Genomic DNA, 26,262 nt, shown 5'->3' on the forward strand with positions numbered 1-26,262 from the left:
TATAAGCTTTATTTATTTCATGGCTTTAGCCATCACGTGATATCTAGGGTCATCTACATCATGTTCAATAACATTTGCTAGTCTTGGAGAAGCTTTAATCATTAATGCTTGGCATTCTTCGCTAAGGTGTTTTATTCTAACTGTTTTGCCTGCCTCTTCATATTTACCAACAAGATTAAAGACAGCCTCTAATGCAGAGTGATCGCTTACGCGAGATTCTATAAAATCTATTTCTACGTTCTCGGGATCATTTGCGATATCAAATTTACTATTAAACGCCTGTATACTTCCAAAGAAAAGAGGGCCCCAAATTTCATACACTTTGGTACCATCTTCTTTTATATGCTTTCTTGCTCTAATTTTCTTGGCATTCTCCCAAGCAAAAGCCAATGCAGACATAATTACTCCTGCAATTACTGCAACAGCTAAATCAAAAAATACAGTTAATGAAGACACAGCTATTAACACAATAGCATCAGTAAGTGGTATTTTATTAAGTATTCTAAAACTAGACCATGCAAACGTACCGATCACAACCATAAACATTACTCCTACTAGCGCTGCTATAGGAACTTGCTCTATTAAACCAGATGCAAACAAAATAAACAATAACAAAGTAACAGCGGCTACAATACCTGATAGTCTTGTACGTCCCCCTCCTTTTATATTAATAATCGATTGCCCAATCATAGCGCAACCACCCATACCACCAAAAAGTCCTGTCACAATGTTTGCTCCTCCTTGTGCTAAACATTCTCTGTTTGAATTTCCTCTAGTTTCGGTTAATTCATCAATAAGATTTAAAGTCATTAAAGACTCTATCAATCCAATAGCCGCTAAAATTAATGAGTATGGCCCTATAAATTTAAATGTTTCAAAATTCATAGGTATTTTACTAAAAATATCAAACTGAAATTGTGGTAATCCACCTTTTAAGCCTTCTCCTCCGCCATCTTTAATAAAACTACCTACTGTAGCCACATCTAGTTTTCCAAAAATCACAATGGCAGAAACTACTGCAATACCAATTAATGCTTCTGGTAATTTTGAGGTTGCTTTTATTTTAGGTAATCCCCACATAATGGCCATAGTTAATAATACAAGGCCTATCATTAATATCAAATCCCCACCTTGCATCCAAGTCTTTTCACCATCCACAAACTCTTTGAACATTCCTAACTGGGAAAGAAAAATTACTATTGCCAAACCGTTTACAAAACCCATCATTACAGGGTGTGGTATTAAACGCACAAATTTACCAAGCTTTAAAACACCAGCTAGCATTTGTATGCCCCCCATTAGGATTACTGTTGCAAAAAGATAATATAACCCGAGTTGTTCACCAGGAGCTCCCATGGCATTTCCTTCTGCCACTAAACTTACCATAACTACTGCTAACGCTCCTGTAGCTCCAGAGATCATCCCTGGTCGACCTCCAAAAATAGAAGTAATCAATCCAATCATAAAAGCTGCATATAAGCCTACCAATGGATCTACTCCCGCTACAAAGGCGAAAGCAACTGCTTCGGGTACTAAAGCTAATGCTACTGTTAATCCTGATAAAATATCATTTTTAGCATTCGCCACTCTTTTTCTTACAAACTCAGTCATAGTTGTTGTATTTTGAGGGTGCAAAAATACGTTTATTTTATAGTAAGGCAAGTAAAATGAACTTCTATCTAATTTACAACTTAAACTAAAACGTTTTAGAAGATTTGAAAATCTTAAATCTTAGTATATTTAGCCCATATACAAGTCTATCATGCAAAAACTAATACCAACTCTAAGTTTTCTACTTTTTATACTTTCTTGTTCTAATCCTGAAAAGAAAACTACCTCTACAATTGATTTCACAACTACCTTTGAAAAAAGTCAAGGAACTCAAACTCCTTCCTACACAGAAGTTATTGCATATTATCAAAATTTAGCAAATACTTTTCCTGAAATTAATATTAGAGAAATTGGAGCAACAGATAGTGGAAATCCACTACATATGGTAACACTAGACCCGAATGGCGAATTTAATTTTGATAAAATTCGCTCAAATAATAGAATTTTATTAATTAATAATGGCATTCACCCGGGAGAAAGTGATGGTATTGATGCAACTATGTTACTATTTAGGGATATTGCACAAAAAAAAATAAAAGCTCCGAAAAACACAACTTTAGTTACTATCCCAATTTATAATATAGGAGGAGCATTAAATCGAAATTCTGGTACTCGAACCAATCAGAATGGTCCAATAGCATATGGTTTTAGAGGAAATGCCAGAAATTATGATCTTAATCGTGATTTTATAAAAAACGACACTAAGAATGCTCAAACCTTCGCCAAACTATTTCATTTAGTTCAACCCGATGTTTTTATCGATAATCATGTGAGTAATGGTGCCGATTATCAATACACGCTCACACATCTTTTTACACAACACAATAAATTAGGAGGAGCATTAGGAAATTATTTACATCAAGAAATGCATCCGCAACTCGAAGCCGCTCTAGTCAACAAAAAATGGGATATCACACCATATGTAAACGTCTGGGGAACAACTCCAGAAAAAGGTTGGACACAATTCATGGACTCACCCAGGTATTCTACAGGGTACACAACATTATGGAACACATTGGGCATGATGGTCGAAACACATATGCTTAAACCCTACAAAAAAAGAGTCGAAGGTACTTATGAACTCATGAAATCTATGATTGAGATCATCGAAAAAGATGGAACTAAAATTACTAAACTAAGAGAAAAGGCTTTTTCTGATGTGGTTACACAAGAAAATTACACTGTACAATGGAAATTAGACACTACTAAAATTACAACTTTTGATTTTAAAGGATATGAAGGAAACTTTATAGAAAGTAAAATCACAGGAGCTAAACGTTTGAAATACGACCAGAAAAAACCTTTTACTAAAAAAGTAAAGTATAAAAATTATTTTAAAAGTGCAGTTAACATAAAAGTACCAAAAGCGTATATTATACCGCAAGGATGGTGGACAATTAAAGAACTTTTAAAAAGAAATAATATAGAATTTAAAGTTTTAGAGCAAGATTCTACAATTACCGTTGAAACGTACCATGTAAAAGATTATAACAGCAGAAACACCCCTTATGAAGGACATTACCTTCACTATAATACCCAAGTTAAAACCAGTAAAGAAGAGATTACATTCACCAAAGGAGATATGGTCATCCTAACGCACCAAAAAGGATTTAGGTATCTCATAGAAACCTTAGAACCACAAGCTCCTGATTCGTTTTTTAATTGGAACTTCTTTGACACTATCTTACAGCAAAAAGAAGGATTTTCACCCTATGTATGGGAAGATAAAGCAAACGAATTACTATCGCAAAACAATGAATTAAGAATTAAATTTCAGAAAAAGAAAAAAGATACTGCTTTTGCTAACAACTGGTATGCGCAATTAGATTGGCTACACAAACAATCCGAACACTACGAAAAAGCGCATCTTAGATATCCTGTTTATAGAATTCCTAAATAAAGATATTATAGGTTTAACCTATCAATTCTGGCCTCAATACCAGAAGCTTTCATTTCTTGTTCTACACTATCAAAATCTGTTTTATCTACACTTTTTTTGATACGACCTTCTTTTAAATAATGTAAATAATCACAGGTTTCATGAAGCGTCGAAAAAATATGAGAAGAAAGAATTACTATTTTATTGAGTTCCTTTAATTTTAAAAGCACTTGGTTAATTACAATATTGCTATGAACATCAACACCATTAAAAGGTTCATCTAAAATAAAAATAGCATTGTTCTGTAATAAAATTCCTGTAAGCGCTAGCTTTTTTTTCATTCCTGTAGAGTATGTTTCAGCATACTTATTCAGCGGTAGGTCAAAAATATTTTTTTCTTTACTATCGGTTAATTTGATTTTTCTGGCATTACATACTAGCTGCAAATATTCTTTTCCGGTAATTTTTGAAAGAAAATAAGGGTTAGTTGGCAAAAAACCTATCACATTCTTTATTACTCCTTTATTATAATTAATTTTCCCTTTAAAACTATTCATACCCGAAATACAACGAAACAAAGTTGTTTTCCCAGCTCCGTTTTCACCAACAACTCCATGAATCTCACCTGGTTTAAAAGATAGGTTTATGTTTTGCAACACTTCTTTATTATCGTATGATTTATATAATGAGTCTATTTTTATCATTTTAATAAGGTGGTTAAGTTGCTTTTTGCTTTATAATAAAAATAAGGAATCAATAAAAACATTGCAGGAGGAAAAAAAAGACACAGGACTCCTATTATACCTTGAAACATTGCATTTCCTAAACTATTAAAAGCATATTTCATTAGTATATACATAACGACGTATAGAACACCCAAAACTTCAAACATTAAAGCGATGTATATTTGATCAAAATAAAAGATTGCCAAAATTGATACTATCGGGATGGTTAATAAAATACTATATCGAATAGCTATTGTTATTTTGTTTTTTAAAAATTCTTCTGGTGTCATAGCATGTACCCAAATGTAAAACTGAGGTTCTAAATTTGAATAATACAATGAGCAAATAAAAAAAATAGACACAATTCCGAAAACTCCTAAATTAAAATTATCTACGAGTATAGAAATAACAGAAACACCATAGGACAATAAAAATACCCAAAATGTTTTTCTAAAACCCACTATAAACTCATGTGGCCATCTATAAAAAGGGGTCGGTAGTACGAAATTGACCTTGCTCAGCTTCTTTAAGAAAGATAATATTACCCCTAAAAGTAAAACTAGTATAGATTCTGCATAAAGTTGTTTATACACTAAAAAAAATAAAAAAGGCAGAACTAAAAACACATTATTAAGAACGTTAATGCCTCTATATATAAGGTTAGAAAATTGCTGCTTTAAAAAATCATCATGTTTTGAAAAACTAATAGTGGCTACAAAAAAAACAACCAATAATGGATACAGGTAGTTTGCATACATTACTTTTTCAAAAAAACTTGATGATCCCCAATACATAAAACATGGAATAGCTACATATGCGATTATTGGTTCTATTCCCAGCTCTTTAAGATGACGATTTATACGTCTAAAAAGTAATGTATAATACAACTTCATCAATTAAGATAAATAATCATGTGAAAAGAGTTTTTTGATATTTGCATAGGAATTTGTTAAAGCTTTTTTAGCTTTTTTCTTATTCTTCCATTTTACTTTAGTAATACCTTCTTCTTTTTGCGGTAACAATACTCCATCATACTCTGTTTTCATCTCGAACCAATAAGTTACTTTTAACCTAAACTCTCCATTTCTTTTAAAAACATGAAATGTTTTATATAAAAACTTAGTGATTTCTAGTCCAGTTACTCCTGTCTCTTCTTCTACCTCTCGTATTGCAGCAGTTTCAATATGTTCATTTTTTTCAATCTTGCCTTTTGGCAAGTCCCATTTTCCGTTTCGGTAAATAAAAAGAATTTCGTCTTTGGTATTATATGCCTTTCCTCCTCCTGCTACAACTACTGGCAACTTAGCATACAGATGATCAATCAATTTATTCTCATTTTTATGATAAAAATGGTATTTGGCTTCTTCATTAGCAGCTTCTTTTCCTAAAACATCTCTAATAATTTCAGGAAACACAACCTTTTTAATAGGAATCGTTTGATATCCATCAATTACCCTTTTTGTAGAAAGAATAATAGGCGTATTATTCACAAAAACTTTATACATTTGCAACTATGATTTTTGATAAAAATACAGCAAAAAAAACTGCTGAGTTATTGTTGCAAATTAATGCAATTAAATTACAACCGCAAGAACCTTTTACTTGGGCATCTGGATGGAAATCTCCTATCTATTGTGATAATCGAATTACGTTATCCTATCCAGAAATAAGAAAAACACTCGCTAAAAACCTTGCTACATTTATTGAGCAAACCTATGGCAAACCTGATGTTATTGCTGGCGTTGCTACAGGAGCTATTGGCATTGGTTTATTGGTTGCCGAAGTTTTAAATCTTCCATTTATTTATGTTCGACCAGAAGCTAAAAAGCATGGTAGAAAAAATCAAATTGAAGGTATTGTTCCTAGTAATAAAAGCGTTGTGGTTGTAGAAGACCTTATCAGTACTGGAAAAAGTAGCCTTAATGCAGTAAAAGCATTAAGAGAAGATAAGGCAGATGTAAAAGGAATGGTTGCTATTTTCAATTATGGCTTTGATATAGCTGTTGAAAATTTTGAACAAGAAGCTTTAGCACTACACACCTTAAGTAATTATGAAAACCTCTTAGAACAGGCTTTAGATACAGCCTATATCACAAAAGAACAACATAAAACACTACAAGATTGGAAAACTAATCCTGCAGAGTGGAACATATAACAATTAAATACTATTATGAATTTAGAAAGCCCTACGGTAACTGTAAATAAAACTGCAGAAGAAGTATTTGAATTTTTGACTAAAGTTGAAAACTTTGAGCAGCTTATGCCTGAAAGCAAACAAAAATTTGAAAAAATAACGGATTCAAGATTTCTTTTTCAATTAAAAGGAATGCCAGAACTTGTATTAGATCAAAAAGAAAACACTCCGTCTAGCCAAGTAGTTTTAGGAGCTGCCAGTGATAAATTACCGTTTACTTTAACTGCAGATATTGTGAATACAGAAGATGGAAAAAGCACTACTAAGTTGACTTTTGACGGGCAATTTAATGCCATGATGGCAATGATGATCAAAACACCAATCCAGAATTTCATAAATACACTAAGTGAGAATATTGGAAAACTATAATTTAATACAGTAATGAAATTTCTTTAAGATCAAATGCACTAACAATTTCATCTTCAAGAAGTACTTGTAATTTACCTTGGTTTGTTACTGATTGAATTATACCAACAAAAGAATTACCCTTTACATCTAAAAATGTAGAGGGTTTATTTTTTCTAAAAAGTACAGTTTCATATTCTTCTTTTAAGTTTTTAAAATTCGAAACGCTTAGTTTCGAAAATCTATAAACCAACTTTTTCAATAAAACTTGTAAAACCTCTTCTACATTAAAATGTGTTCCTAAAATCTCTTTTAATGAACCCGCTTGGGGTAAGTTTATAAACGAAGTTTGATTGATATTGATTCCTATACCGATAATCACCCCCGTTAAACTGCCATTTTTAACAACATTTTCTATTAAAATACCACATATTTTTTGTTTATCTGACAGAATGTCGTTAGGCCATTTTATAGATAATTTTGTTACCATAAAATCACTTAAAGCATCGCAAACTGCTAAAGAACTTGCCATTGAAATATAAAACTGATCCGTCAGCTTTATACTGTTAACCTGCATAAACACACTACACGTAAGGTTTTCTCCTGGGTTACTTTGCCATACAGTACCCATCTGTCCTTTACCAGCGATTTGTTCTTTGGCCCAGACACAAATTGGGTTTGTAAATTGTTTTTTACGATTAAGGTCTCTAAGAAAAGTATTTGTTGAGTCAATGGCATCAACTTTGATTATATCCATACAAAAGGTGTAAAAGTTTCATAAATGTCCGTATAATACGCACAGTAAAATGATAAAAAGTAATAACTTTACACAAATTAAAAAAATGCATGACTAAAAAAGAAATTGATACCGATCAATTAATCACTGAAATTATAAAAGGTATTGAAGAAGTAAAGGGTAATGATATCAACATTTTGGATTTAAGAGAAATCGAAAATACAGTATGCAATTACTTTGTTATCTGCAATGGTACTTCTAACACTCAAGTAAATGCAATTGTAAATTCCATTCAAAAAACCGTAAGTAAAAAACTGAAAGACAAGCCTTGGCATGTTGAAGGTAGTGAAAATGCAGAATGGGTATTAATTGATTATGTAAATGTTGTAGTGCATGTTTTCCAAAAACACATCCGAGAATTCTATGATATAGAAGGATTATGGGGAGATGCGAAAACTACAATTATTGAAACAAATTATTAAAAGCAAAGCGTAAATGGCTAAAGAAGATAAAAAAACAGAACCTAACAAAAAACCAAAGTTTAGCGCATATTGGATTTATGCAGTTATTATTATTGGTTTTGTAGTATTAAATTTTATGGGAGGTAGTGGTATAGGATCCGCTCCAAAAACAGCCCCCAATGAGTTTCAAGAATATTTAAAAAACGGAGAAGTAGCAAAAGTTGTGGTTATTAACCACAGAAAAGTAAAAGTATTCTTGACTCCAGAAGCTAAATCGCTAGACAAACACAAGAAAAACAAAAGCAATTCTATTTTACCCGCCAGTCCTAATGATCCAGATTATCAGTTTGAATTTGGGGATTTGCAAAATTTTGAAAATAAAATTGCACAAATAAAGAATGAGAACAACCTCACTACACCTATAAGTTATGAAACTGAAAGTAATGTATGGGGTGAAATTCTAGTTACTCTATTACCATTTGCTTTAATAATTGGTATTTGGATATTTATTATGCGACGAATGAGCGGCGGTTCTGGTGGTGGAGCTGGTGGACAAATCTTTAATATAGGTAAGTCAAAGGCCAAACTTTTTGATCAAAACACAGAAGTAAAAGTTTCTTTTGAAAACGTTGCAGGCCTTGAGGGGGCTAAAGAAGAAGTTCAAGAAATCGTAGACTTCTTGAAAAATCCTGAAAAGTATACATCATTAGGAGGTAAGATACCAAAAGGAGCATTGCTAGTAGGACCTCCAGGTACAGGTAAAACCTTATTAGCTAAAGCTGTTGCTGGAGAAGCTAAAGTACCTTTCTTTTCTTTATCTGGTTCTGACTTTGTAGAGATGTTTGTTGGTGTTGGTGCCTCTAGAGTTAGAGATTTGTTTAAACAAGCTAAAGAAAAATCTCCCGCAATTATTTTTATTGATGAAATTGATGCTGTTGGTAGAGCAAGAGGGAAAAGTAATTTTTCTGGTTCTAACGATGAAAGAGAAAATACATTAAATCAATTACTAACAGAAATGGATGGTTTCGGAACCAATACCAATGTAATTGTTATCGCTGCCACAAACCGAGCTGATGTGCTGGATAAAGCATTATTACGTGCCGGTCGTTTTGATCGTCAAATCTATGTTGATTTACCAGATATTCGAGAACGTAAAGAAATCTTTGATGTTCATTTAAAACCTTTAAAGAAAGTTGAAAACGAATTAGATACAGAATTTATGGCAAAACAAACTCCAGGTTTCTCTGGAGCAGATATTGCCAATGTCTGTAATGAAGCTGCACTTATAGCTGCTCGTAATGGTAAAAAGGCTGTTGGCAAGCAAGATTTTCTTGATGCTGTAGATAGAATCGTTGGTGGTCTTGAGAAAAAGAACAAAATTATTACCCCTTCAGAAAAACGAGCAATCGCTTTTCATGAAGCAGGTCACGCCACAGTAAGTTGGATGTTAGAACATGCCGCTCCTTTGGTAAAAGTTACAATTGTTCCTAGAGGGCAATCCCTAGGTGCTGCCTGGTACCTTCCTGAAGAAAGACTTATTGTACGACCAAATCAAATGCTCGACGAGATGTGCGCTGCACTTGGAGGAAGAGCTGCAGAGAAAGTAATCTTTAATGAAATTTCGACTGGAGCATTAAGTGACCTAGAAAAAGTTACTAAACAAGCAAGAGCAATGGTAACCGTTTACGGGTTAAACGAGAAAGTAGGTAATCTTACTTATTATGATTCTTCGGGACAAAGTGAATACAATTTCACAAAACCATATAGTGAGCAAACTAGCGAACTTATTGATAAAGAAATTTCGAATATCATTGAGGAACAATATCAACGTGCTATTGAATTATTAGAAAAACATAAAGATAAACTTACAGAACTAGCAGAAGTATTATTAGAAAAAGAGGTTATTTTCAAAGATAATTTAGAGAAAATTTTTGGAGAAAGACCCTTTGGACAAAAAGAAGAAGAGATCGTTGTAGAACCTTCTTAATGCTTGTTTGACTATAAAACCAAGTTAAAATTAAAAGTTTTTACTTGTAAATTGAAAAATCTTAACCTAACGAATATTTAGGTTAAGATTTTTTTTATCTTTGAAAGTATTGTAAAAAAAGTAATTTCCCAATCACAATTTAAAAATGAGTCTATTTAGAAAAATCTTTTTTTCGAAATCTAAATCAGACCAAAAGAGTAAAGAGCGCCACATTGAGGATCGCAGCAAGTATATGCCTGAAATCGATCTCCCGATTGATGAAAGTTTCATGATGAACTTTAAAAGAAACGGAGGTAAATTTTTGTATTGCGATAAAGATGATGAAGTTTTAGACTCTTTTGATAAGATTCTTTTAGAAAATGATTGGTATGAAAAGGATGTTTGCACATTTGAAATGGGACTAGAACATAAATTTACTGGTTTCAACTTAAATTATGTAAAAAATACTTCGGCGTCTTTCTTTTTTGCCACTTGTGAATATCTAATTGCAGATAGCGGAGCCATATTAGTGTCTTCAAATCAACTAAGAGAAAAAAAACTTACAGAATTACCCGATAATTTTATCATATTAGCCTCTACTAGTCAAATGGTTAAAAACATAGGAGAAGGATTAAAAGGCATAAAAAACAAAAACAAGAATTCCATTCCTTCAAATATCACAACAATAAAAGACTTCGAGCCACAAAAAGAAAAGGATTTCTTAAGCTATGGAAATAGTTCAAAAAATCTATATTTGCTGCTTCTGGAAGATTTATAATATGAAGGAATTACTTACAAGAGCTTTATCGGGATTTTTATACGTCTCAATATTATTAATATCTATATTTATTAATGAATATACTTTTATTGCCGTATTTCTAGTTTTTGGTATTATCTCTGTCTATGAATTTCAAAAATTAATTCACCTTAATAACAAAAGATTATATTTCATCTTTGTTATTATCCTAGTTGTACTTAATGTTTTTCAAGAACATATATATCTAATTATTCCTGTTTTGGCCCTTACAGTTATTACCGAACTGTTTCTTGTTAAAGATTTAGTAACTATTCGAATAATTCCTATGTTCGAAAAACGAAAATATGGTACAAGTATTTTTTATTTGATAACGGCTTTGGTTTTTTTAACCCTTATCCCAAAATATTCTGGAGAATACCAACCTCAAATTATTGCAGGAGCATTTCTAATTACTTGGGTCAATGATACTTTTGCGTATCTGGTGGGTAAAAACTTTGGGAAACATAAATTGCTCGAACGTATATCTCCTAAAAAAACTATCGAAGGGTTTATAGGAGGTTTTATTTTTTCAATAATTGCAGGGTTTTTAATTGCTTTTTTCTCTAACACTTTATCTATCACTATATGGTTGATTATAAGTATAATTATGAGTATTTTTGGTACTCTAGGAGACTTAATACAATCTAAATTTAAACGACAAGCTGGAGTTAAGGATAGTGGTACCATAATGCCGGGGCATGGCGGTATTTATGACCGTTTGGACAGTGTTATATTTGCCAGCCCATTTTTATACGCATTTTTACAAATTTTAAGATATGTTTCATAAAGAAGGATTTAAAATAATATCAGTTGCAATTGTATTATTCATAGGGATCAATGTAGCATCCTATGTCGCAATACAATCAGAAGAATGGCAAATAGCAATACTCGTATTAACATTAGCTTTTTTAGTTTTGATATTACAGTTTTTCAGGAACCCGAAAAGACAAACCACGATAGATGAAAACACTGTTGTTGCACCTGTTGACGGTAAAGTTGTCGTTATCGAAGAAGTCCATGAAAAAGAACATTTTAAGGATAAAAGACTACAAGTTTCTATTTTTATGTCTCCTATCAATGTCCATGTTACAAGACATCCTATTAAAGGTAAAGTAGTTTTTAGTAAGTATCATCCTGGAAAATATTTGGTTGCATGGCATCCTAAAGCTTCTGAAGAAAATGAAAGAACTACTGTTGTTGTAAAAAATGATAATATTGAAGTATTATATCGACAAATTGCTGGAGCTTTGGCAAAAAGAATCGTAAACTATGCAACAGAAGGAAAACAAGTTGTACAGGGATCTGATAGTGGTTTCATTAAGTTTGGCTCTAGAGTAGATGTATACCTACCAATTGGAACGAAAGTTAATGTTACTTTGAATCAAAAAGTTAGAGGAGGAGAAAGTGTTATTGCAACTTTATAAAAATTGTAAAAAAACACCTTACTTAAAAAATATGATCACGATAGAAGTTAACCTTTTTAATTGAGTTTATCCTTCTCAATATTTTCCTTAAAAAGAAGTTGAACTAACATGACCGAGGAAGAATTAAATATTGCTTTTGATAATGCATATAAACGTGCATGTAATACAACAACAGTATTGCCACCTGATATTATGCTGTATTTTTATGCATATTACAAAAGAGCCACCCATACTCAAGGCTACTACACTCCTTCTGGTAACAGCGAGTTACGAAATGCCTTTAAGCTCAATGCTTTTTTTCAGGCGCAAAACATTTCTCCAAAAGAAGCGATGATAAAGTACATAGAATTGGTAGATAAATACATCCCTGATTAAACAAAAAAAGCCTTGAATTTAATCAAAGCTTTTTTTTAATTCTTAGTATTATAAATATTTACTCTTAAATTAACCTTTTAGTCCTGCTAAACTAGATTTTAATGTTACTATTTTAGCTTCTGCATCAGCTTCTTTCTTTCTTTCGATTGCAATAACTTTATCTGGTGCGTTATTCACAAATCTCTCATTCTGTAATTTTTTCTGTACAGATTTTAAGAAACCTTCTGTATAAGCTAACTCTTCTGACAGTTTTTTAACCTCTTCTTCAATATTTATTGCTCCAGATACAGGAATAAAGTATTCATTTGATTTTACTCTAAAAGATAATGCCCCTTCAACTTTATCCTCAACATATGCTAAAGCAGACAGGTTTCCTAATTTACTAATCACACTATCAAAAGTGGTATTACTTTTTTCGTTATTTAATACAGAAAGTGTAATTGCATCCTTAAAAGCAATATTTTTTTCTTTACGTATCGTTCTAATCCCAGAAATTACTTCAGCTGCAATCTCAAATTCCTGAGTTAATTTTTCATCAATAGTTTTACTTTTTGGCCAACTTTCGATAATTAATGCTTGTTCTGGTGTTCTATCAGTAATTTGTTGCCAAATTTCTTCGGATATAAAAGGAACAAAAGGATGAAGTATCTTTAAGTTATCCTCTAAAATAGCGATCACCTCTTTATATGTCTTTGCATCAATCGGACTCTGATAAGCAGGTTTAATCATCTCTAACAACCAACCACAGAAATCATCCCATATTAATTTATAGGTAGTCATTAAAGCATCACTAATACGATATTTGTTATAATTATTTTCTAACTCAACCAGTGCTTTATGAAACTTTGAAGTATACCAATCTATAGCCACAGCAGAGGCTTTTGGTTGCTCGATAGCATCATCTACTTCCCAGCCAAAAATAAGTTTAGAAGCATTAAATATCTTATTTACAAAACCACTTCCTTGCTTACAAAGATCTTCATCAAACATTAAATCATTTCCTGCCGGTGAGCTTAACAACATCCCTACTCTAATACCATCAGCACCATACTGCTCTATTAAATCTAAAGGGTCTGGTGAGTTACCTAAGGATTTAGACATCTTACGTCGTTGCTTATCCCTAACTATCCCTGTAAGGTACACATTGGTAAATGGTTTTTCACCTCTATATTCATATCCTGCAATGATCATACGCGCAACCCAAAAGAAAAGAATTTCTGGAGCTGTAACTAAATCATTTGTAGGGTAATAATAATTAATTTCTTTATTATCTGGCTCCAAAATACCATTAAACACACTCATAGGCCATAACCAAGAAGAAAACCAAGTATCTAGTGCATCCGGATCTTGTGTTAAATCTGTAGCCAGAAGTGCCTTATTTCCTGTTTTTTCTTGAGCTAGTGATAAAGCTTCCTCAGCACTCTCGGCAACCACAAAATCTTCTTTCCCATCACCATAGAAATATGCAGGAATTTGATGTCCCCACCATAACTGACGAGAGATATTCCAATCTCTAACGTTTTCCATCCAATAGCGATAGGTATTGATGAATTTTTCAGGCACAAGATTCACATCCTTATTTAAAACAGAATCCAAAGCTGGTTGTGCTAAGTCTTTCATCTTTAAGAACCATTGATCACTTAACTTTGGTTCTATCACTGCCTTAGTACGTTCACTTGTACCTACTTTATTTAGATGAGTTTCAGTTTTTTCTAAAACTCCTATAGATTCTAATTCTTTTACAATTTCTTTTCGAACCACGAATCGATCTTTTCCTTCATAGTGCAATCCAAATGAATTAAGACTAGCATCATCATTAAAAATATCAATCACCTCTAAATTATGCTTATCCCCTAAAACCTTATCATTTTGGTCATGGGCAGGAGTTACTTTTAGACACCCGGTACCAAACTCCATATCTACATATTCATCTTCAATAATTGGAATAATGCGATTTGCAATAGGTACTATAGCTTTTTTCCCTTTAAGATGTGTAAATCTTTCATCATTAGGATTAATACAAATAGCCGTATCACCCATAATCGTCTCAGGGCGTGTGGTAGCGATGGTTAGTGTATCGTCACTGCCTTCAATTTTATACTTTAAATAGTACAAGTTCCCTTGTTTTTCTTCATAAATCACTTCTTCATCAGACAAGGTTGTTTTTGCTTCAGGATCCCAATTTACCATACGATATCCTCTGTAAATAAGTCCTTTATTATACAAATCAACAAAAACTTTAATTACAGAAGCAGACAAATTGTCATCCATGGTAAAGGCTGTACGCTCCCAATCACAAGATGCACCTAATTTCTTAAGTTGTTCGAGAATTATCCCCCCGTGCTTATGTGTCCATTCCCATGCATGTTCTAAAAACTCTTCACGCGTAAGATCATTCTTATTAATACCGTCTTCCTTAAGTTTTGCAACAACCTTAGCCTCTGTCGCAATAGACGCATGATCTGTACCAGGTACCCAACAGGCATTATATCCTTTCAAACGAGCTCTACGTATTAATACGTCTTGTATTGTATTATTAAGCATGTGCCCCATATGTAAGACACCTGTTACATTTGGAGGCGGAATGACAATAGTATATGCTTCTCGATCATCTACTTCAGAATGAAAATAATTATGTTGAAGCCAGTACTTATACCACTTCTCTTCTACTGATTTTGCATCGTATTTTGCAGCTATTGCCATACTTTGGTCTAATTTTTGAATTTTAAAATGCAAAAGTAATTATTAAATACGACAACTTGAAAGTCTTTTACAATTTTGAAGTTGGATAAAAAGTAAGTACTTTTACGATTAATAAAAACCTACATTATGAAAAAAGTGATCATGATTTTATTTATTGGTTTCCTTGCAGTATCTGTAAATGCTCAGGAGAAGCCTAAAATAGAATTTAAAACTGAAGTTGTTGATTATGGTGAGATAGCCAAAGGTAGTGATGGTGTTCGTAAATTTGAATTTACAAATACAGGAAATGCACCTTTAATTATCTCAAGAGTATACTCTAGTTGCGGATGTACAATTCCTAAAAAACCAGAAGGACCAATTGCACCAGGAGAAAATGGAGTGATTGAAGTAAAGTATGACACAAAAAGAGTAGGACCTATACGTAAGACTATCTCTGTTTATTCTAATGCAGAAGAGGCTACAATGTCTATAAAAATTAAAGGTACTGTTCTAGATCAACAAAGTGTTTTAGAAAAAAAGAACTAATAAAATTTACATACTAATATGAAAAAGGTTTTACTCACATAAGAGTAAAACCTTTTTCATATTAGATAACCTTCTTAAGATAAAACTCGTAATTCAGTTTTACGCCAAGCCGCAACACAGTCATTTTTATTTTTTTTCCTTCTTCTGAATAAAATAAGTTGTTAATTTCTGATAATTTGAACTTATAAGCCTCTCGCCCATTAACTTTTAGAATAATATCTCCTTTTTGCAATCCAATGTCATCTGCTGGTGAGTTATCCCTAATATCAGAAATCTCATATTTTGGAATTAAAAGAAAGTTATTTGCCAATTGATATGTTTTCTTGGTTACAACTTCATTTAACCCTAAATACGCCTGAGTTTTCTTTTCTTCATAGTCGTAATTTTTTGCAGATACCGTAAAACCAACATGTTGAATTGAAAGTCCACTCATATTGTAATAAAAAGGTTTATCAAAATCTTTATTCTTTTTAAAAGATATTTTCTCATGAGGATAATCCACAATAAGGTTAAATTTTCTCAAAACGTTACCTCCTAATGAACCTTGTCGTTTTTGTAGTGATATTCCTTGTATATATATTGAATCAGGAAATGAAGTTGTAACATTTTTCATCTCAAAATCGCCTATTTTGAATTCATCAATTTTGGTCTTTTCTCCATAAATATCTCCATTAAACCCTTTGCCTAAAAAATCCCTAAATGTATTATCTGGTATAGAAATACCTTTCTCTTCGTTTTCGAATAACCATAAAGACGAACCTGATCCCGAATCTAAAAGTAATCTTACATCTATTAAGCCTTTTGTTTTTGATAAATACTTAGCAGTTATTACTGGTCTTTTTTTCTGATTGCCAAAATCTATATTTGTTTCATAACACTTTTTACATTTTTTATATTTATAAGTCTTAGGATCACTAAGTTTGATATACTTTTTTGAATAGTTGATATCGACCACAAAATCCTTAAAAAAATCATACCCAATAATTCCATGAACCGGAAACCCCATTCGTGGAGAAAAATTAATCGATTCGTCAAAAATCAGGTAAACTTTGTGGTTGCCACTATTTGCTTTTCCTATACTTAATTGATTATTCAGAGATTTAATTGCTTCTACAGGTTCTCCATTGCCTAATCCTCTCAAATAAATTTTTGATGCATTTTTAAGCTCAAGAGAACTTTTATTATCAACACTAAAAATTATGGTAGATCCTACACCTGTATCCAGAATGAAAGAAAGTTCAATACCATTAATAAAAACAGGGATTATAATGAGGTTATTTGCGAGCTCAAATCTAATCTTATCACTACTCACTCCATTAGGTAGTCTAAAATTTGTTTGGGCCGAAAGCGTAAGATTAAAAATTAACAATACTATTAAAACCTTACTTTTAAGAAAATGATAAAAATCTAATACTAAAATCTTCATTACACTAAATATATGCAAATAGTTGAAAAATCATTCAAATTATACATCAATTTCTTAAAATAATTAAGAAATTTACCGCTATTTACTTTTTTAAATTAAATGAGATGCCAGTAGTATCAAGCAAAGGTAATGCAATGCCCGAGTCTCCAATTCGTAAATTGGTTCCCTTTGCCGAAAAAGCAGAAAAAGACGGTAAACACATATACCGTCTTAATATCGGTCAACCCGATATTAAAACCCCTATAGAGGCTATAAATGCAGTCAAAAACAATACTTTGGATGTTATTGGATATAGCCACTCTGCCGGTTTTGAAAGTTTTAGAGAAAAATTATCAAGCTACTACGCCAAACATGATATTACGATCTCATCTGATGATATTTTAGTTACCACAGGAGGTAGCGAAGCACTTATTTTCACAATGGGAAGTATAACTGATCCGGGAGATGAAATTATCGTCCCCGAACCTTTTTATGCTAATTACTATAGTTTTTCAACTCAATCAACTGTAAAAGTAGTTCCTGTTGTTTCAAAAATTGAAAATGGCTTTGCACTACCATCTATAAATGAGTTTGAAAAACTTATTACTCCAAAAACCAAAGCTATTTTAATATGTAACCCTGGAAATCCAACAGGGTACTTATATAGCAAGGATGAAATAAAACAGTTGGCAAACTTGGCAATCAAATACGACTTGTTTTTGATTTCTGATGAAGTCTATAGGGAATTTGTTTATGATGGATCAGAACACTATTCGATTCTACAAGAAACTGAACTAAATGAACATGCAATCGTTGTTGATTCTGTCTCTAAACGATACAGTATGTGTGGCGCACGAATAGGGTGTTTAGTTAGCAAAAACAAGAGTGTAATGCAGACAGCAATGAAATTTGCTCAAGCAAGGTTAAGTCCTCCTACACTCGCACAAATTGCGAGTGAAGCAGCATTAGAAGCTCCAGAGTCATACTATATTGAAACTGTAGCAAAATATAAAGCAAGAAGAGATACACTAGTCGCAGGACTTAAAGAAATTCCTGGAGTTAAAGTTTCGCTGCCAAAAGGCGCTTTTTATTGTATTGCTGAGTTACCAATAAAAAATGCAGATCATTTTGCCGAATGGATTTTAGATAAATTTGTTGTAAATAACGAAACTGTCATGTTAGCACCGGCCTCAGGATTTTATTCAAGCCCAGACAAAGGTATCAACCAAGTAAGAATTGCTTATGTACTTAATCGTAGAGACTTAAAAAAAGCAATTAACATAGTGAAATTAGCGCTAGAAAAATATAACGATTAATGAAAATCGCATACCATAAATCTTTACGAGAATATAACACCTTTGGCATTGATGTTACTGCCGCTGAGTTTTTAGAAATTACATCAGAAACTGAGCTTAAAACAATCCTATTAAAAGAAACTAAAAAACCAATATTTATTCTTAGTGGTGGTAGTAATATGCTATTGACTAAAAATTTAGACGCTTTAGTATTACACATAGCCATTAAAGGCATTAAAGTTGAAAAAGAATCAGAAGATTCTGTGATCGTTACGGCAAACGCAGGTGAAAACTGGCATGAATTTGTTCAATATTGTATTTCTAAAAATTATGGTGGACTAGAAAATTTATCCTTAATTCCTGGTTATGTCGGTAGCGCACCAATTCAAAATATTGGAGCTTATGGAGTAGAACTTAAGGATACTTTTGTGAGTTGTGAAGCTGTCGAGATTTCTACTGGACATTCATGTACATTTACTGCTAAAGAATGTAAATTTGAATATCGTAATTCGATTTTTAAAAATGAGGTAAAAGGTAGATACATTATCACCAAAGTAACTTTTAAACTAACAAAAAAAAATCATATTTTAAATACTAATTACGGAGCAATAGAAGCTGCATTAGCAACAAAAAAAATCAGCAAACCTACTATAAAAGATGTTTCTGAAGCGGTTATAGAAATTCGAAAAAGTAAACTACCTGATCCGGCAAAAATAGGAAACAGTGGTAGTTTTTTTAAAAACCCTGTTATTTCTTCAACTCAATATTTACAATTAAAAAACCTATACCCTACAATTCCTTCATACAAGATAAACGAAGAATCAATTAAGATACCTGCAGGTTGGCTCATTGAACAATGTGGTTTTAAAGGAAAACGTTGGGGAGACGCTGGAGTACATGAAAAACAAGCCCTAGTTTTAGTAAATTACAACAAAGCAACTGGTAAAGAAATATTAGAAGTATCGTTAAATATTAAAAAAGAAGTACTCGATAAATTTAATATTAAGCTCGAAACCGAAGTGAATATACTATAATCTTGATTCTTAACATTTCTTTAAACTAGCAATCATAAGAACTTATAAAAAACTTAATTTTTCCTTTAAAACTACTGTAACTTCACATTCTTTGTATCTTTGCACTAAAATTGTTTAAGATATATTGTTTCATTTTTGAGACATTTCGCAATAATTTTTTGAATTATTAATTTTTTATAGTTTACAAATGAAACTTATTTTACTTACTATCGGTCTTTTACTTTTGGCTTTTGCAGGAATTGCAATTAAACTTTGGGCTAAAAAAGGAGGTGAATTTGCAGGTACTTGTGCTAGTCAAAGCCCTTTTCTTAATAAAGATGGTGAATCTTGTTCTTTATGCGGAAAAACTCCAGATCAGTTTTCTAATTGTAATGAAACAGAACATTCTAAGTAAGTCACCTCTCTGTATCGTATCCAAAAACAATTCATTGAAAAAAGAGAATTCCATTTTATTAGAAGAACATATTAGTAAAGCTAAAGATGGAAAACAAACGTCCTTTAATTATCTTTTGCATACTTTTTGGAATGATGTTTATAATTTCCAACTCAAAAGAACAGAAGATGAATATGAAGCTGAAGATATAACTATACAAAGTTTTTCTAAAGCTTTTGATAAGATTGATACTTTTAAAGAAGAATACAATTTTAAGACTTGGTTAATCCAAATCTCTAAGAACATCCATATTGATCTCCTAAGAAAAAAAAATGCATCTATACGATCAAAAACAACGCTTAACGTTGACGATTCAGTATATAAAATAGTAGATGATAATCCTACACCAGAGGATAAACTAATTACAGAACAAAATCTTGCACAATTGTTATTATATATAAAGCAATTAAAACTTCCCTATCAGGAAGTTATCAATTTGCGTTATTTTCAAGAATTAAGCTATAAAGAAATAGCAGACCACCTAAACGAACCAATAAATAATATAAAAGTCAAACTACTAAGAGCCAAAAAATTATTGTCTGAAATTATTACGACAGCTAGCGAATAATTAATCTTTGAAAACTTTTACGATCGTAAATTAAAAGATGTAAAATTCTTAATAACCGCGAATAAAGGATCTATCCATTTGTCATTAATCTTTTTATCATATTTAACAAACTTCTGAATCAAGCCTTTAGGCGCAGATATTTCTTTTTCTATCGCAGTAATATTGATATATTGTTGATTCCTTATCAACCATTTTTCTACACGCTTTCTACTATTTTGTCGTTTTTTGGGGCTTATCAATTCGTCATGCATGATTTTTTTCTCTTTTACTCACATAACTTTTAAAATAAAGAAAAATTTTATGTTAACTTAATTTTAACTTATTGTTAGGGAACTTGTTAACACATCAAAATAGTAAAACAAAACATTCTACTTTATAAATAGAATCAAGCCATTCAACGAATCATAACTTTTTCTTTATTACTACCGTTATCTAAGCTTTCTTCGTATTTTTGCTAAAAATATTGTTAGAATGAATAATGATGTTGCGGCTGCAGCCCCTCCTAAGGGGAAACCAAAATGGTTAAGAGTAAAACTACCTACAGGCAAAAAATATACTGAGTTAAGAGGCTTGGTAGACAAATATGATCTACATACGATTTGTACATCAGGAAGCTGTCCTAATATGGGTGAATGTTGGAGCGAAGGAACAGCTACTTTCATGATTTTAGGTAATATCTGTACCCGTTCTTGCGGTTTTTGTGGTGTTAAAACAGGAAGACCTGAAACTGTTGACTGGGAAGAACCTGAAAAAGTAGCACGTTCTATTAAGATTATGAATATAAAACACGCTGTTGTTACATCGGTTGATAGAGATGATCTAGCTGATGGTGGTTCAATTATTTGGGCAGAAACCATTCAAGCAATACGCAGAATGAACCCAAATACAACCTTAGAAACTTTGATTCCTGATTTCCAAGGAAAGAAAACGAATATCGATAGAATTATAGCGGTAAAACCAGAGGTTGTTTCCCACAACATGGAAACTGTAAAAAGATTAACCAGAGAAGTTCGTATTCAAGCCAAGTATGAACAAAGCCTAGAGGTACTTAAATACTTAAAAGACCAAGGCATTAATCGAACAAAGAGTGGCATAATGCTTGGCCTTGGAGAAACAGAAGATGAAGTTATTCAGGTACTTAAAGATTTAAGAGAAGTTAATTTAGATATAGTGACAATTGGTCAATATCTCCAACCAAGTAAAAAACATCTTCCTGTAAAACAATTTATTACTCCCGATCAATTTAAAAAATATGAAGAGATAGGTCTGGAAATGGGATTTAGACATGTTGAAAGTGGTGCTTTAGTACGATCTTCTTATAAAGCCCAAAAGCATTTATTGTAAAAAGTCTGATCAAAAAATAACTCAGAATTTAATGAATACACCCATTAGAATTGCCATTAATGGTTTTGGACGAATTGGACGAAATCTTTTCAGATTATTAATTAATCATACAAATATAAAAGTTGTAGCAATTAATGATCTTGCAGATACAAAGACCTTAAGTCATCTCTTAAAATACGATAGTATACATGGGGTATTACCAAATGAAATATCTCATACTAAAAATGATATTATTGTTGATGGTGAATCTTACCCTTTAACTAACGAAAAGGATCCTGCACATTGCAAATGGGCTAAATATAATGTCGATATCGTCATTGAAGCTACTGGACTCTTTAAAACTTTAGCACTCTCTGAAAAACATTTAATCGCAGGAGCAAAAAAGGTTATTTTATCCGCTCCTCCTTCAGAGGATAGTATAAAAACTATCGTTCTAGGAATAAACGATGGTGTTCTAGAAGGTACAGAACGTATTGTATCTAATGCGTCTTGTACTACAAATAACGCTGCTCCAATGATTAAGATTATTAATGATTTATGCGGTATTGAACAGGCATACATTACAACGATCCATAGTTATACTACTGATCAAAGTTTACACGATCAACCGCATAGAGATTTAAGACGTGCTAGAGCTGCAAGCCAATCTATTGTACCTACAACAACAGGAGCAGCTAAGGCTTTAACAAAAATTTTCCCTGATTTAAGTGATGTAATTGGAGGATGTGGCATACGAGTTCCCGTACCTAACGGATCTTTAACAGACATCACCTTTAATGTCCAAAGACAAACTTCTATCGAAGAAGTTAATGATGCATTCAAAAAAGCTTCCGAGACCTATCTAAAAGGGATTTTAGCGTATACGCAAGATCCAATAGTATCTGTAGATATTCTTGGAAACAGTCACTCATGTGTCTTTGATTCTCTAATGACTTCGGTAATTGGAAACATGGTAAAAATCATAGGTTGGTATGATAATGAAATAGGTTATAGTCACAGATTAATTGATTTAATTATTAACATTTCCAAGAAATAACTATCTTAGTTCAGATTTTTAAAGGAAAAATGCCAACCCCAATTAAACAATTTATAGCAATAGTTTTATTCATTTGTTGTTTTTTTACCTATTCTCAAACAGAACAAGGTGTTATAAAAAACCAACAGATAAAGGACTCCATTGACAATTATTTAATAAAGGCCAGTCAATCTATTGATCAAGCAAAACTAGAACCTGCACTTTCTAATATCATCCGTGCTAAAGAAATTGCCCTCCAAAATCAAAATCGTACTTATCGTGCAAAAACAAACATGGTTCTTGCCAAACTTTACAGAGAACTAAGGGATTTAGAAAAAGCAGAAGATCAAATCTTAGATGCAATTCAGATACAAACAGAAGATAATGATGAGATTATGCTTGCACATTCGTACGCTATCTATGCATCTATCGCTACACAGCTTAAAAAATACCAAACGACAAATGAAATTTTAGATAAAGCACTAGCCCTTACTAAAAAGAAAGATATAGAAGGACTAGAAGGCTCTATTAAATTAAATCAAGGACTCCTAGCCCTTTCACAAAATCAACCAAAGGAAGCTATAAAACACTTTAAAGGAGGACTTCCTATTATTAAAACCTACAATTTAGCGTATCTTAAGGCAAAGTTATATGTAAATATGGCCAAAGCTCAACTAGCTATTGGTGAGCTTGATAACGCAGAAGCAACCAATGACTCGTCTATGCAAATCGGAATAAAACAGAGCTTTTCTGAAATACGATCTGAGTCTAACGAACTGTACAGTAGGATTTATGAAAAAAAGGGAGATTATTTAACTTCTTTGAGCTATCTAAGAGCTCATGAAAAAATAAAAGATTCTTTATTTAATACAAATAAAGAGATTATTGCACAAGAAGCTGGAGCTAAACTAAATCTTAATGAGAATAATGTTCTTATCGAAGAATTAACAGAAGAAAACATTCAACAACAAAAATCTCTTAAACTAGGCCGTCTCACAACTATTCTTAGTATAGCATTAATAACTATTTTATCACTATTAACACTCTCTTTATACAAGAATAACAATCTAAGAGCTAGGGCAAATGAGCTATTACAAAATAAAAACACCGAACTTATTCTTGCTAAGGAAAATGCAGAAAGAGCAGGTGAAGCTAAAATTCAGTTTCTATCGACCATAACGCACGAATTAAGAACGCCATTATATGCTGTAACTGGGTTAACACACCTTTTACTAGAAGAAAGTCCAACTCCTAATCAAAAAGAACACCTTAATTCTTTGAAATTTTCTGGAGAATACTTATTATCTTTAATCAATAATATACTGGATTTAAATAAGTTGGAAGCAAATAAGGTAGAAATAGAAAGCACATCATTTAATTTAAAGAAAAGAATAAATGATGTATTAATAGCATTAGGCAAATCTGCAAAAGACAGAAATAATAAGTTGCACTATGAGTTTGACGAATCTATTCCTACCAAATTAAAAGGAGATCCTTTAAAAGTCTCTCAAATCTTGATTAATCTGATTGGAAATTCTATAAAATTCACCCAAAATGGAGACATTTGGATACGCGTTAAGGCTATTAACAAAATAGATACTAAGGTATTTTTAAGTTTTGAAATAGAAGATAATGGTGTAGGTATTTCAGAAAAAAAACAACAAAATATTTTCGAAAATTTCACTCAAGGCTCAGTTCAGATTAATAGAAAGTTTGGAGGTACTGGATTAGGGCTATCGATCGTGAAAAATCTATTGTCATTAATGGATAGCGAAATAAAATTAGAAAGTGAACTAGGAAAAGGTTCTAAATTTTTATTCAGTCTTAAATTTGACATCTTCGAAAACAAAAACTCTAACTATACAGAAGAAGCTAAAAAAATAGACTATAATGTATTAGTAGATAAAAACATATTAATCGTAGAAGACAATAAGATTAATCAACTTATTACCAGAAAAATATTAGAAAAAAACAAAGTAAAATGTGATGTTGCAGATAACGGAGATATAGCAGTACACAAAGTAAAAGAAAATAGTTTTGATTTAATTTTAATGGATATTCATATGCCAGGAATAAGTGGTATCGAAGCCACCAAACAAATTAGAGAGTTTAATACAGAAATACCTATTATTGCTCTTACTGCGGTTACATTAGATGATAATTTGGACGAATTTTATGACAACGGATTTAATGATATTATACCAAAACCTTATAAAACTGAAGAGTTTTTCACTAAACTTCATAAAGCCTTAATAAAAAAGCAAACCACAATGTAGAAAATGCCCTCCTAGCAAACGCACAAAAGGAGATGCATCTAAATACACTTACATATCTTCCTTAACATATTTTAAAATAAGGTCTTCAAAAGCTTCCTTATCAGCCAAAAATTGCATTTCAATGGGTTGATACCATATATTTTTCATAGAAAGCTCAGACGCAAGTCTCGTATAATCCTTTTCCGTTGTAACTATACATTTGTTCTTTTCTAATTCTATAAGTTCTTTATCAGAAAAATTATGATGATCAGGAAAATTAATATGGTCAAATTTCAACCCCAAAGAATGGTAGTAATCTAATAATGGCTTAGGCGTTGCAATACCCGTAACAAGAGCAAAAGAACTTTCTTTAAACAAATCTATTGACCTACTACCCGAAGAACACATAAGATCTTTTCCATAAGAAATACTACTAAAAAACAAAGATTGTTCATCTTTGATATTAAGTTTTCTAGCTATATCCTGTTTCTCTTTATCAGAAATACCTATTGGACATTTGGTAACAACAATTATATCTGCACGTCTCGCCCCTTTTCTTGGCTCTCTTAAATCTCCAGTAGGTAAAAGAATATCACTTGTGTAAAGGTTATAATAAGCTGTTAGCAAAATATAAAGACCTGCCTTTACTTTTCTATGTTGATAGGCGTCATCAAGAATAATAGTTTCGGGTTTAGGAGTTAAGGACCTTAAATTAGCAATCCCCCGCTGCCGATTTCCATCAACACCAACTGTAACATTTTTAAATTTAGTTTTAAATTGAAGAGGCTCATCTCCTACTTCTCTCGCAGTCGAAGAAGATTGCACGAGTTGAAAACCTTTTGTTTCTCTTTTATACCCTCTACTTAATGTCCCAACATTTATTTCGTTTTTAAGTAACCCAATTAAATACTCAACCATAGGTGATTTTCCAGTGCCCCCAACACTAAGGTTGCCTACAGCAATAATAGGAAAATCATACTTCTTTGATGCTTTAATTCCAAAATCATACAACACATTTCTCAACCATGTTACAGCATAATATATGGGAACAATCGGAAAAAGTATTTTTCGTAATAAATTCAAATGTTTCTAGTTTTTTAAATAGTAATATTCAACACAAAAGTATAAAACGTAACTTTGATTATTGTGAAAAGTTTTTTTACATTCATTTTT

The 26,262-nt window shown here is 32.0% G+C and carries 26 protein-coding genes; 17 read left to right on the plus strand and 9 right to left on the minus strand.

The window, feature by feature from the left end:
- Positions 1 to 12: 12 nt before the first annotated feature.
- Positions 13 to 1,611: a SulP family inorganic anion transporter gene (locus tag AWE51_RS12990; protein WP_066314106.1), complete on the minus strand. Its 1,599-nt coding sequence runs from the start codon at positions 1,609 to 1,611 to the stop codon at positions 13 to 15.
- Between the two features lie 151 nt (positions 1,612 to 1,762).
- Here AWE51_RS12990 and AWE51_RS12995 point away from each other — a divergent pair, with 151 nt between their 5' ends.
- Positions 1,763 to 3,511: a M14 family metallopeptidase gene (locus tag AWE51_RS12995; protein ID WP_066314107.1), complete on the plus strand. Its 1,749-nt coding sequence runs from the start codon at positions 1,763 to 1,765 to the stop codon at positions 3,509 to 3,511.
- Positions 3,512 to 3,516: 5 nt separating this feature from the next.
- Here the strand turns inward: AWE51_RS12995 and AWE51_RS13000 are convergent, their stop codons facing one another.
- The 3 genes from AWE51_RS13000 to AWE51_RS13010 are packed head-to-tail and all read right to left on the minus strand — an operon-like array spanning position 3,517 to position 5,720.
- Entirely contained in the window at positions 3,517 to 4,194 is a 678-nt protein-coding gene (locus AWE51_RS13000; RefSeq protein ID WP_066314109.1) for an ABC transporter ATP-binding protein, read from the minus strand.
- The gene (locus AWE51_RS13005; RefSeq protein ID WP_066314111.1) at positions 4,191 to 5,108 is read right to left on the minus strand and encodes a hypothetical protein; all 918 of its coding nucleotides are present in this window, start codon (positions 5,106 to 5,108) and stop codon (positions 4,191 to 4,193) included. Before AWE51_RS13005 ends, AWE51_RS13000 begins: the two co-directional genes overlap by 4 nt.
- A gap of 3 nt (positions 5,109 to 5,111) precedes the next feature.
- Positions 5,112 to 5,720, minus strand: a complete 609-nt coding sequence (locus AWE51_RS13010) for an NUDIX hydrolase (protein ID WP_066314112.1) — start codon at positions 5,718 to 5,720, stop codon at positions 5,112 to 5,114.
- 8 nt (positions 5,721 to 5,728) lie between these two features.
- Here AWE51_RS13010 and pyrE point away from each other — a divergent pair, with 8 nt between their 5' ends.
- Positions 5,729 to 6,370 carry an orotate phosphoribosyltransferase gene (gene pyrE, locus AWE51_RS13015; protein WP_066314113.1) on the plus strand — a complete coding sequence of 214 codons (642 nt, stop codon included), beginning with the start codon at positions 5,729 to 5,731 and terminating at the stop codon, positions 6,368 to 6,370.
- 15 nt (positions 6,371 to 6,385) lie between these two features.
- Entirely contained in the window at positions 6,386 to 6,778 is a 393-nt protein-coding gene (locus tag AWE51_RS13020) for an SRPBCC family protein (protein WP_066314115.1), read from the plus strand.
- Between the two features lies 1 nt (position 6,779).
- Here AWE51_RS13020 and AWE51_RS13025 read toward each other — a convergent pair whose 3' ends face one another.
- Positions 6,780 to 7,511: a biotin--[acetyl-CoA-carboxylase] ligase gene (locus AWE51_RS13025; protein WP_066314116.1), complete on the minus strand. Its 732-nt coding sequence runs from the start codon at positions 7,509 to 7,511 to the stop codon at positions 6,780 to 6,782.
- Positions 7,512 to 7,600: 89 nt separating this feature from the next.
- Here AWE51_RS13025 and rsfS point away from each other — a divergent pair, with 89 nt between their 5' ends.
- The 6 genes from rsfS to AWE51_RS13055 all read left to right on the plus strand — a co-directional run bounded on the left by rsfS (position 7,601) and on the right by AWE51_RS13055 (position 12,512).
- On the plus strand, positions 7,601 to 7,972 hold the full coding sequence (rsfS, locus tag AWE51_RS13030) for a ribosome silencing factor (RefSeq protein WP_066314118.1): 372 nt from the start codon (positions 7,601 to 7,603) through the stop codon (positions 7,970 to 7,972).
- A gap of 13 nt (positions 7,973 to 7,985) precedes the next feature.
- Complete coding sequence (gene ftsH, locus AWE51_RS13035) at positions 7,986 to 9,938, plus strand: ATP-dependent zinc metalloprotease FtsH (protein WP_066314119.1); 1,953 nt, start codon at positions 7,986 to 7,988, stop codon at positions 9,936 to 9,938.
- A gap of 145 nt (positions 9,939 to 10,083) precedes the next feature.
- Positions 10,084 to 10,695 carry an LUD domain-containing protein gene (locus AWE51_RS13040; protein ID WP_066314120.1) on the plus strand — a complete coding sequence of 204 codons (612 nt, stop codon included), beginning with the start codon at positions 10,084 to 10,086 and terminating at the stop codon, positions 10,693 to 10,695.
- A 1-nt stretch (position 10,696) separates the two neighbouring features.
- The gene (locus AWE51_RS13045) at positions 10,697 to 11,500 is read left to right on the plus strand and encodes a phosphatidate cytidylyltransferase (RefSeq protein ID WP_066314123.1); all 804 of its coding nucleotides are present in this window, start codon (positions 10,697 to 10,699) and stop codon (positions 11,498 to 11,500) included.
- Entirely contained in the window at positions 11,490 to 12,137 is a 648-nt protein-coding gene (locus tag AWE51_RS13050) for a phosphatidylserine decarboxylase family protein (RefSeq protein WP_066314125.1), read from the plus strand. Before AWE51_RS13045 ends, AWE51_RS13050 begins: the two co-directional genes overlap by 11 nt.
- A 108-nt stretch (positions 12,138 to 12,245) precedes the next feature.
- Positions 12,246 to 12,512: an acyl-CoA-binding protein gene (locus AWE51_RS13055; protein WP_066314126.1), complete on the plus strand. Its 267-nt coding sequence runs from the start codon at positions 12,246 to 12,248 to the stop codon at positions 12,510 to 12,512.
- Between the two features lie 69 nt (positions 12,513 to 12,581).
- On the opposite strand, the gene AWE51_RS13060 is transcribed toward AWE51_RS13055, so the two are convergent.
- Positions 12,582 to 15,215, minus strand: coding sequence for a valine--tRNA ligase (locus AWE51_RS13060; RefSeq protein ID WP_066314127.1), 2,634 nt, complete (start codon positions 15,213 to 15,215; stop codon positions 12,582 to 12,584).
- Between the two features lie 126 nt (positions 15,216 to 15,341).
- Here AWE51_RS13060 and AWE51_RS13065 point away from each other — a divergent pair, with 126 nt between their 5' ends.
- Positions 15,342 to 15,740, plus strand: coding sequence for a DUF1573 domain-containing protein (locus AWE51_RS13065; RefSeq protein ID WP_066314129.1), 399 nt, complete (start codon positions 15,342 to 15,344; stop codon positions 15,738 to 15,740).
- Between the two features lie 61 nt (positions 15,741 to 15,801).
- Here the strand turns inward: AWE51_RS13065 and AWE51_RS13070 are convergent, their stop codons facing one another.
- Positions 15,802 to 17,166: a pepsin/retropepsin-like aspartic protease family protein gene (locus tag AWE51_RS13070; RefSeq protein ID WP_066314130.1), complete on the minus strand. Its 1,365-nt coding sequence runs from the start codon at positions 17,164 to 17,166 to the stop codon at positions 15,802 to 15,804.
- 104 nt (positions 17,167 to 17,270) lie between these two features.
- On the opposite strand from AWE51_RS13070, the gene AWE51_RS13075 reads away from it, so the two are divergent.
- From AWE51_RS13075 to AWE51_RS13090, 4 genes are all read left to right on the plus strand, one after another.
- Positions 17,271 to 18,461 carry a pyridoxal phosphate-dependent aminotransferase gene (locus tag AWE51_RS13075; protein WP_066314132.1) on the plus strand — a complete coding sequence of 397 codons (1,191 nt, stop codon included), beginning with the start codon at positions 17,271 to 17,273 and terminating at the stop codon, positions 18,459 to 18,461.
- Positions 18,461 to 19,474, plus strand: a complete 1,014-nt coding sequence (gene murB, locus AWE51_RS13080) for a UDP-N-acetylmuramate dehydrogenase (RefSeq protein ID WP_066314133.1) — start codon at positions 18,461 to 18,463, stop codon at positions 19,472 to 19,474. The genes AWE51_RS13075 and murB overlap by 1 nt, the downstream gene beginning before the upstream one ends.
- A gap of 187 nt (positions 19,475 to 19,661) precedes the next feature.
- Positions 19,662 to 19,868 (plus strand): membrane or secreted protein, encoded by a 207-nt coding sequence (locus tag AWE51_RS13085; RefSeq protein ID WP_066314135.1) that lies wholly within the window; start codon positions 19,662 to 19,664, stop codon positions 19,866 to 19,868.
- 34 nt (positions 19,869 to 19,902) lie between these two features.
- A complete protein-coding gene (locus AWE51_RS13090; protein ID WP_232517384.1) occupies positions 19,903 to 20,475 on the plus strand; it encodes an RNA polymerase sigma factor in 573 nt (190 codons plus the stop codon).
- 17 nt (positions 20,476 to 20,492) lie between these two features.
- Here AWE51_RS13090 and AWE51_RS13095 read toward each other — a convergent pair whose 3' ends face one another.
- Complete coding sequence (locus AWE51_RS13095) at positions 20,493 to 20,726, minus strand: hypothetical protein (RefSeq protein WP_066314140.1); 234 nt, start codon at positions 20,724 to 20,726, stop codon at positions 20,493 to 20,495.
- A 220-nt stretch (positions 20,727 to 20,946) separates the two neighbouring features.
- Here AWE51_RS13095 and lipA point away from each other — a divergent pair, with 220 nt between their 5' ends.
- From lipA to AWE51_RS13110, 3 genes are read left to right on the plus strand one after another with little or no spacing between them, the layout of a single operon-like run.
- Complete coding sequence (lipA, locus tag AWE51_RS13100) at positions 20,947 to 21,819, plus strand: lipoyl synthase (protein ID WP_066314141.1); 873 nt, start codon at positions 20,947 to 20,949, stop codon at positions 21,817 to 21,819.
- Between the two features lie 31 nt (positions 21,820 to 21,850).
- On the plus strand, positions 21,851 to 22,855 hold the full coding sequence (gene gap, locus AWE51_RS13105; protein WP_066314142.1) for a type I glyceraldehyde-3-phosphate dehydrogenase: 1,005 nt from the start codon (positions 21,851 to 21,853) through the stop codon (positions 22,853 to 22,855).
- Between the two features lie 29 nt (positions 22,856 to 22,884).
- Positions 22,885 to 25,110: a tetratricopeptide repeat-containing hybrid sensor histidine kinase/response regulator gene (locus AWE51_RS13110; RefSeq protein ID WP_066314144.1), complete on the plus strand. Its 2,226-nt coding sequence runs from the start codon at positions 22,885 to 22,887 to the stop codon at positions 25,108 to 25,110.
- A gap of 48 nt (positions 25,111 to 25,158) precedes the next feature.
- Here AWE51_RS13110 and lpxK read toward each other — a convergent pair whose 3' ends face one another.
- On the minus strand, positions 25,159 to 26,172 hold the full coding sequence (gene lpxK / locus AWE51_RS13115) for a tetraacyldisaccharide 4'-kinase (RefSeq protein ID WP_066314145.1): 1,014 nt from the start codon (positions 26,170 to 26,172) through the stop codon (positions 25,159 to 25,161).
- Positions 26,173 to 26,262 lie beyond the last annotated feature (90 nt).

It is taken from the genome of Aquimarina aggregata, from assembly GCF_001632745.1.
GTDB lineage: Bacteria > Bacteroidota > Bacteroidia > Flavobacteriales > Flavobacteriaceae > Aquimarina > Aquimarina aggregata.

What these genes read in the sequence shown, in the direction of transcription:
- AWE51_RS13060 (WP_066314127.1), bottom strand. Translation starts at nt 15,215, where the DNA reads ATGGCAATAGCTGCAAAATACGATGCAAAATCAGTAGAAGAGAAGTGG.
- AWE51_RS13050 (WP_066314125.1), top strand. Translation starts at nt 11,490, where the DNA reads ATGTTTCATAAAGAAGGATTTAAAATAATATCAGTTGCAATTGTATTA.
- AWE51_RS12990 (WP_066314106.1), bottom strand. Translation starts at nt 1,611, where the DNA reads ATGACTGAGTTTGTAAGAAAAAGAGTGGCGAATGCTAAAAATGATATT.
- AWE51_RS12995 (WP_066314107.1), top strand. Translation starts at nt 1,763, where the DNA reads ATGCAAAAACTAATACCAACTCTAAGTTTTCTACTTTTTATACTTTCT.
- lipA (WP_066314141.1), top strand. Translation starts at nt 20,947, where the DNA reads ATGAATAATGATGTTGCGGCTGCAGCCCCTCCTAAGGGGAAACCAAAA.
- AWE51_RS13000 (WP_066314109.1), bottom strand. Translation starts at nt 4,194, where the DNA reads ATGATAAAAATAGACTCATTATATAAATCATACGATAATAAAGAAGTG.
- AWE51_RS13025 (WP_066314116.1), bottom strand. Translation starts at nt 7,511, where the DNA reads ATGGATATAATCAAAGTTGATGCCATTGACTCAACAAATACTTTTCTT.
- AWE51_RS13110 (WP_066314144.1), top strand. Translation starts at nt 22,885, where the DNA reads ATGCCAACCCCAATTAAACAATTTATAGCAATAGTTTTATTCATTTGT.
- AWE51_RS13010 (WP_066314112.1), bottom strand. Translation starts at nt 5,720, where the DNA reads ATGTATAAAGTTTTTGTGAATAATACGCCTATTATTCTTTCTACAAAA.
- AWE51_RS13070 (WP_066314130.1), bottom strand. Translation starts at nt 17,166, where the DNA reads ATGAAGATTTTAGTATTAGATTTTTATCATTTTCTTAAAAGTAAGGTT.
- AWE51_RS13005 (WP_066314111.1), bottom strand. Translation starts at nt 5,108, where the DNA reads ATGAAGTTGTATTATACATTACTTTTTAGACGTATAAATCGTCATCTT.
- ftsH (WP_066314119.1), top strand. Translation starts at nt 7,986, where the DNA reads ATGGCTAAAGAAGATAAAAAAACAGAACCTAACAAAAAACCAAAGTTT.
- AWE51_RS13085 (WP_066314135.1), top strand. Translation starts at nt 19,662, where the DNA reads ATGAAACTTATTTTACTTACTATCGGTCTTTTACTTTTGGCTTTTGCA.
- pyrE (WP_066314113.1), top strand. Translation starts at nt 5,729, where the DNA reads ATGATTTTTGATAAAAATACAGCAAAAAAAACTGCTGAGTTATTGTTG.
- AWE51_RS13020 (WP_066314115.1), top strand. Translation starts at nt 6,386, where the DNA reads ATGAATTTAGAAAGCCCTACGGTAACTGTAAATAAAACTGCAGAAGAA.
- AWE51_RS13045 (WP_066314123.1), top strand. Translation starts at nt 10,697, where the DNA reads ATGAAGGAATTACTTACAAGAGCTTTATCGGGATTTTTATACGTCTCA.
- murB (WP_066314133.1), top strand. Translation starts at nt 18,461, where the DNA reads ATGAAAATCGCATACCATAAATCTTTACGAGAATATAACACCTTTGGC.
- AWE51_RS13065 (WP_066314129.1), top strand. Translation starts at nt 15,342, where the DNA reads ATGAAAAAAGTGATCATGATTTTATTTATTGGTTTCCTTGCAGTATCT.
- AWE51_RS13095 (WP_066314140.1), bottom strand. Translation starts at nt 20,726, where the DNA reads ATGCATGACGAATTGATAAGCCCCAAAAAACGACAAAATAGTAGAAAG.
- rsfS (WP_066314118.1), top strand. Translation starts at nt 7,601, where the DNA reads ATGACTAAAAAAGAAATTGATACCGATCAATTAATCACTGAAATTATA.
- AWE51_RS13040 (WP_066314120.1), top strand. Translation starts at nt 10,084, where the DNA reads ATGAGTCTATTTAGAAAAATCTTTTTTTCGAAATCTAAATCAGACCAA.
- gap (WP_066314142.1), top strand. Translation starts at nt 21,851, where the DNA reads ATGAATACACCCATTAGAATTGCCATTAATGGTTTTGGACGAATTGGA.
- AWE51_RS13055 (WP_066314126.1), top strand. Translation starts at nt 12,246, where the DNA reads ATGACCGAGGAAGAATTAAATATTGCTTTTGATAATGCATATAAACGT.
- AWE51_RS13075 (WP_066314132.1), top strand. Translation starts at nt 17,271, where the DNA reads ATGCCAGTAGTATCAAGCAAAGGTAATGCAATGCCCGAGTCTCCAATT.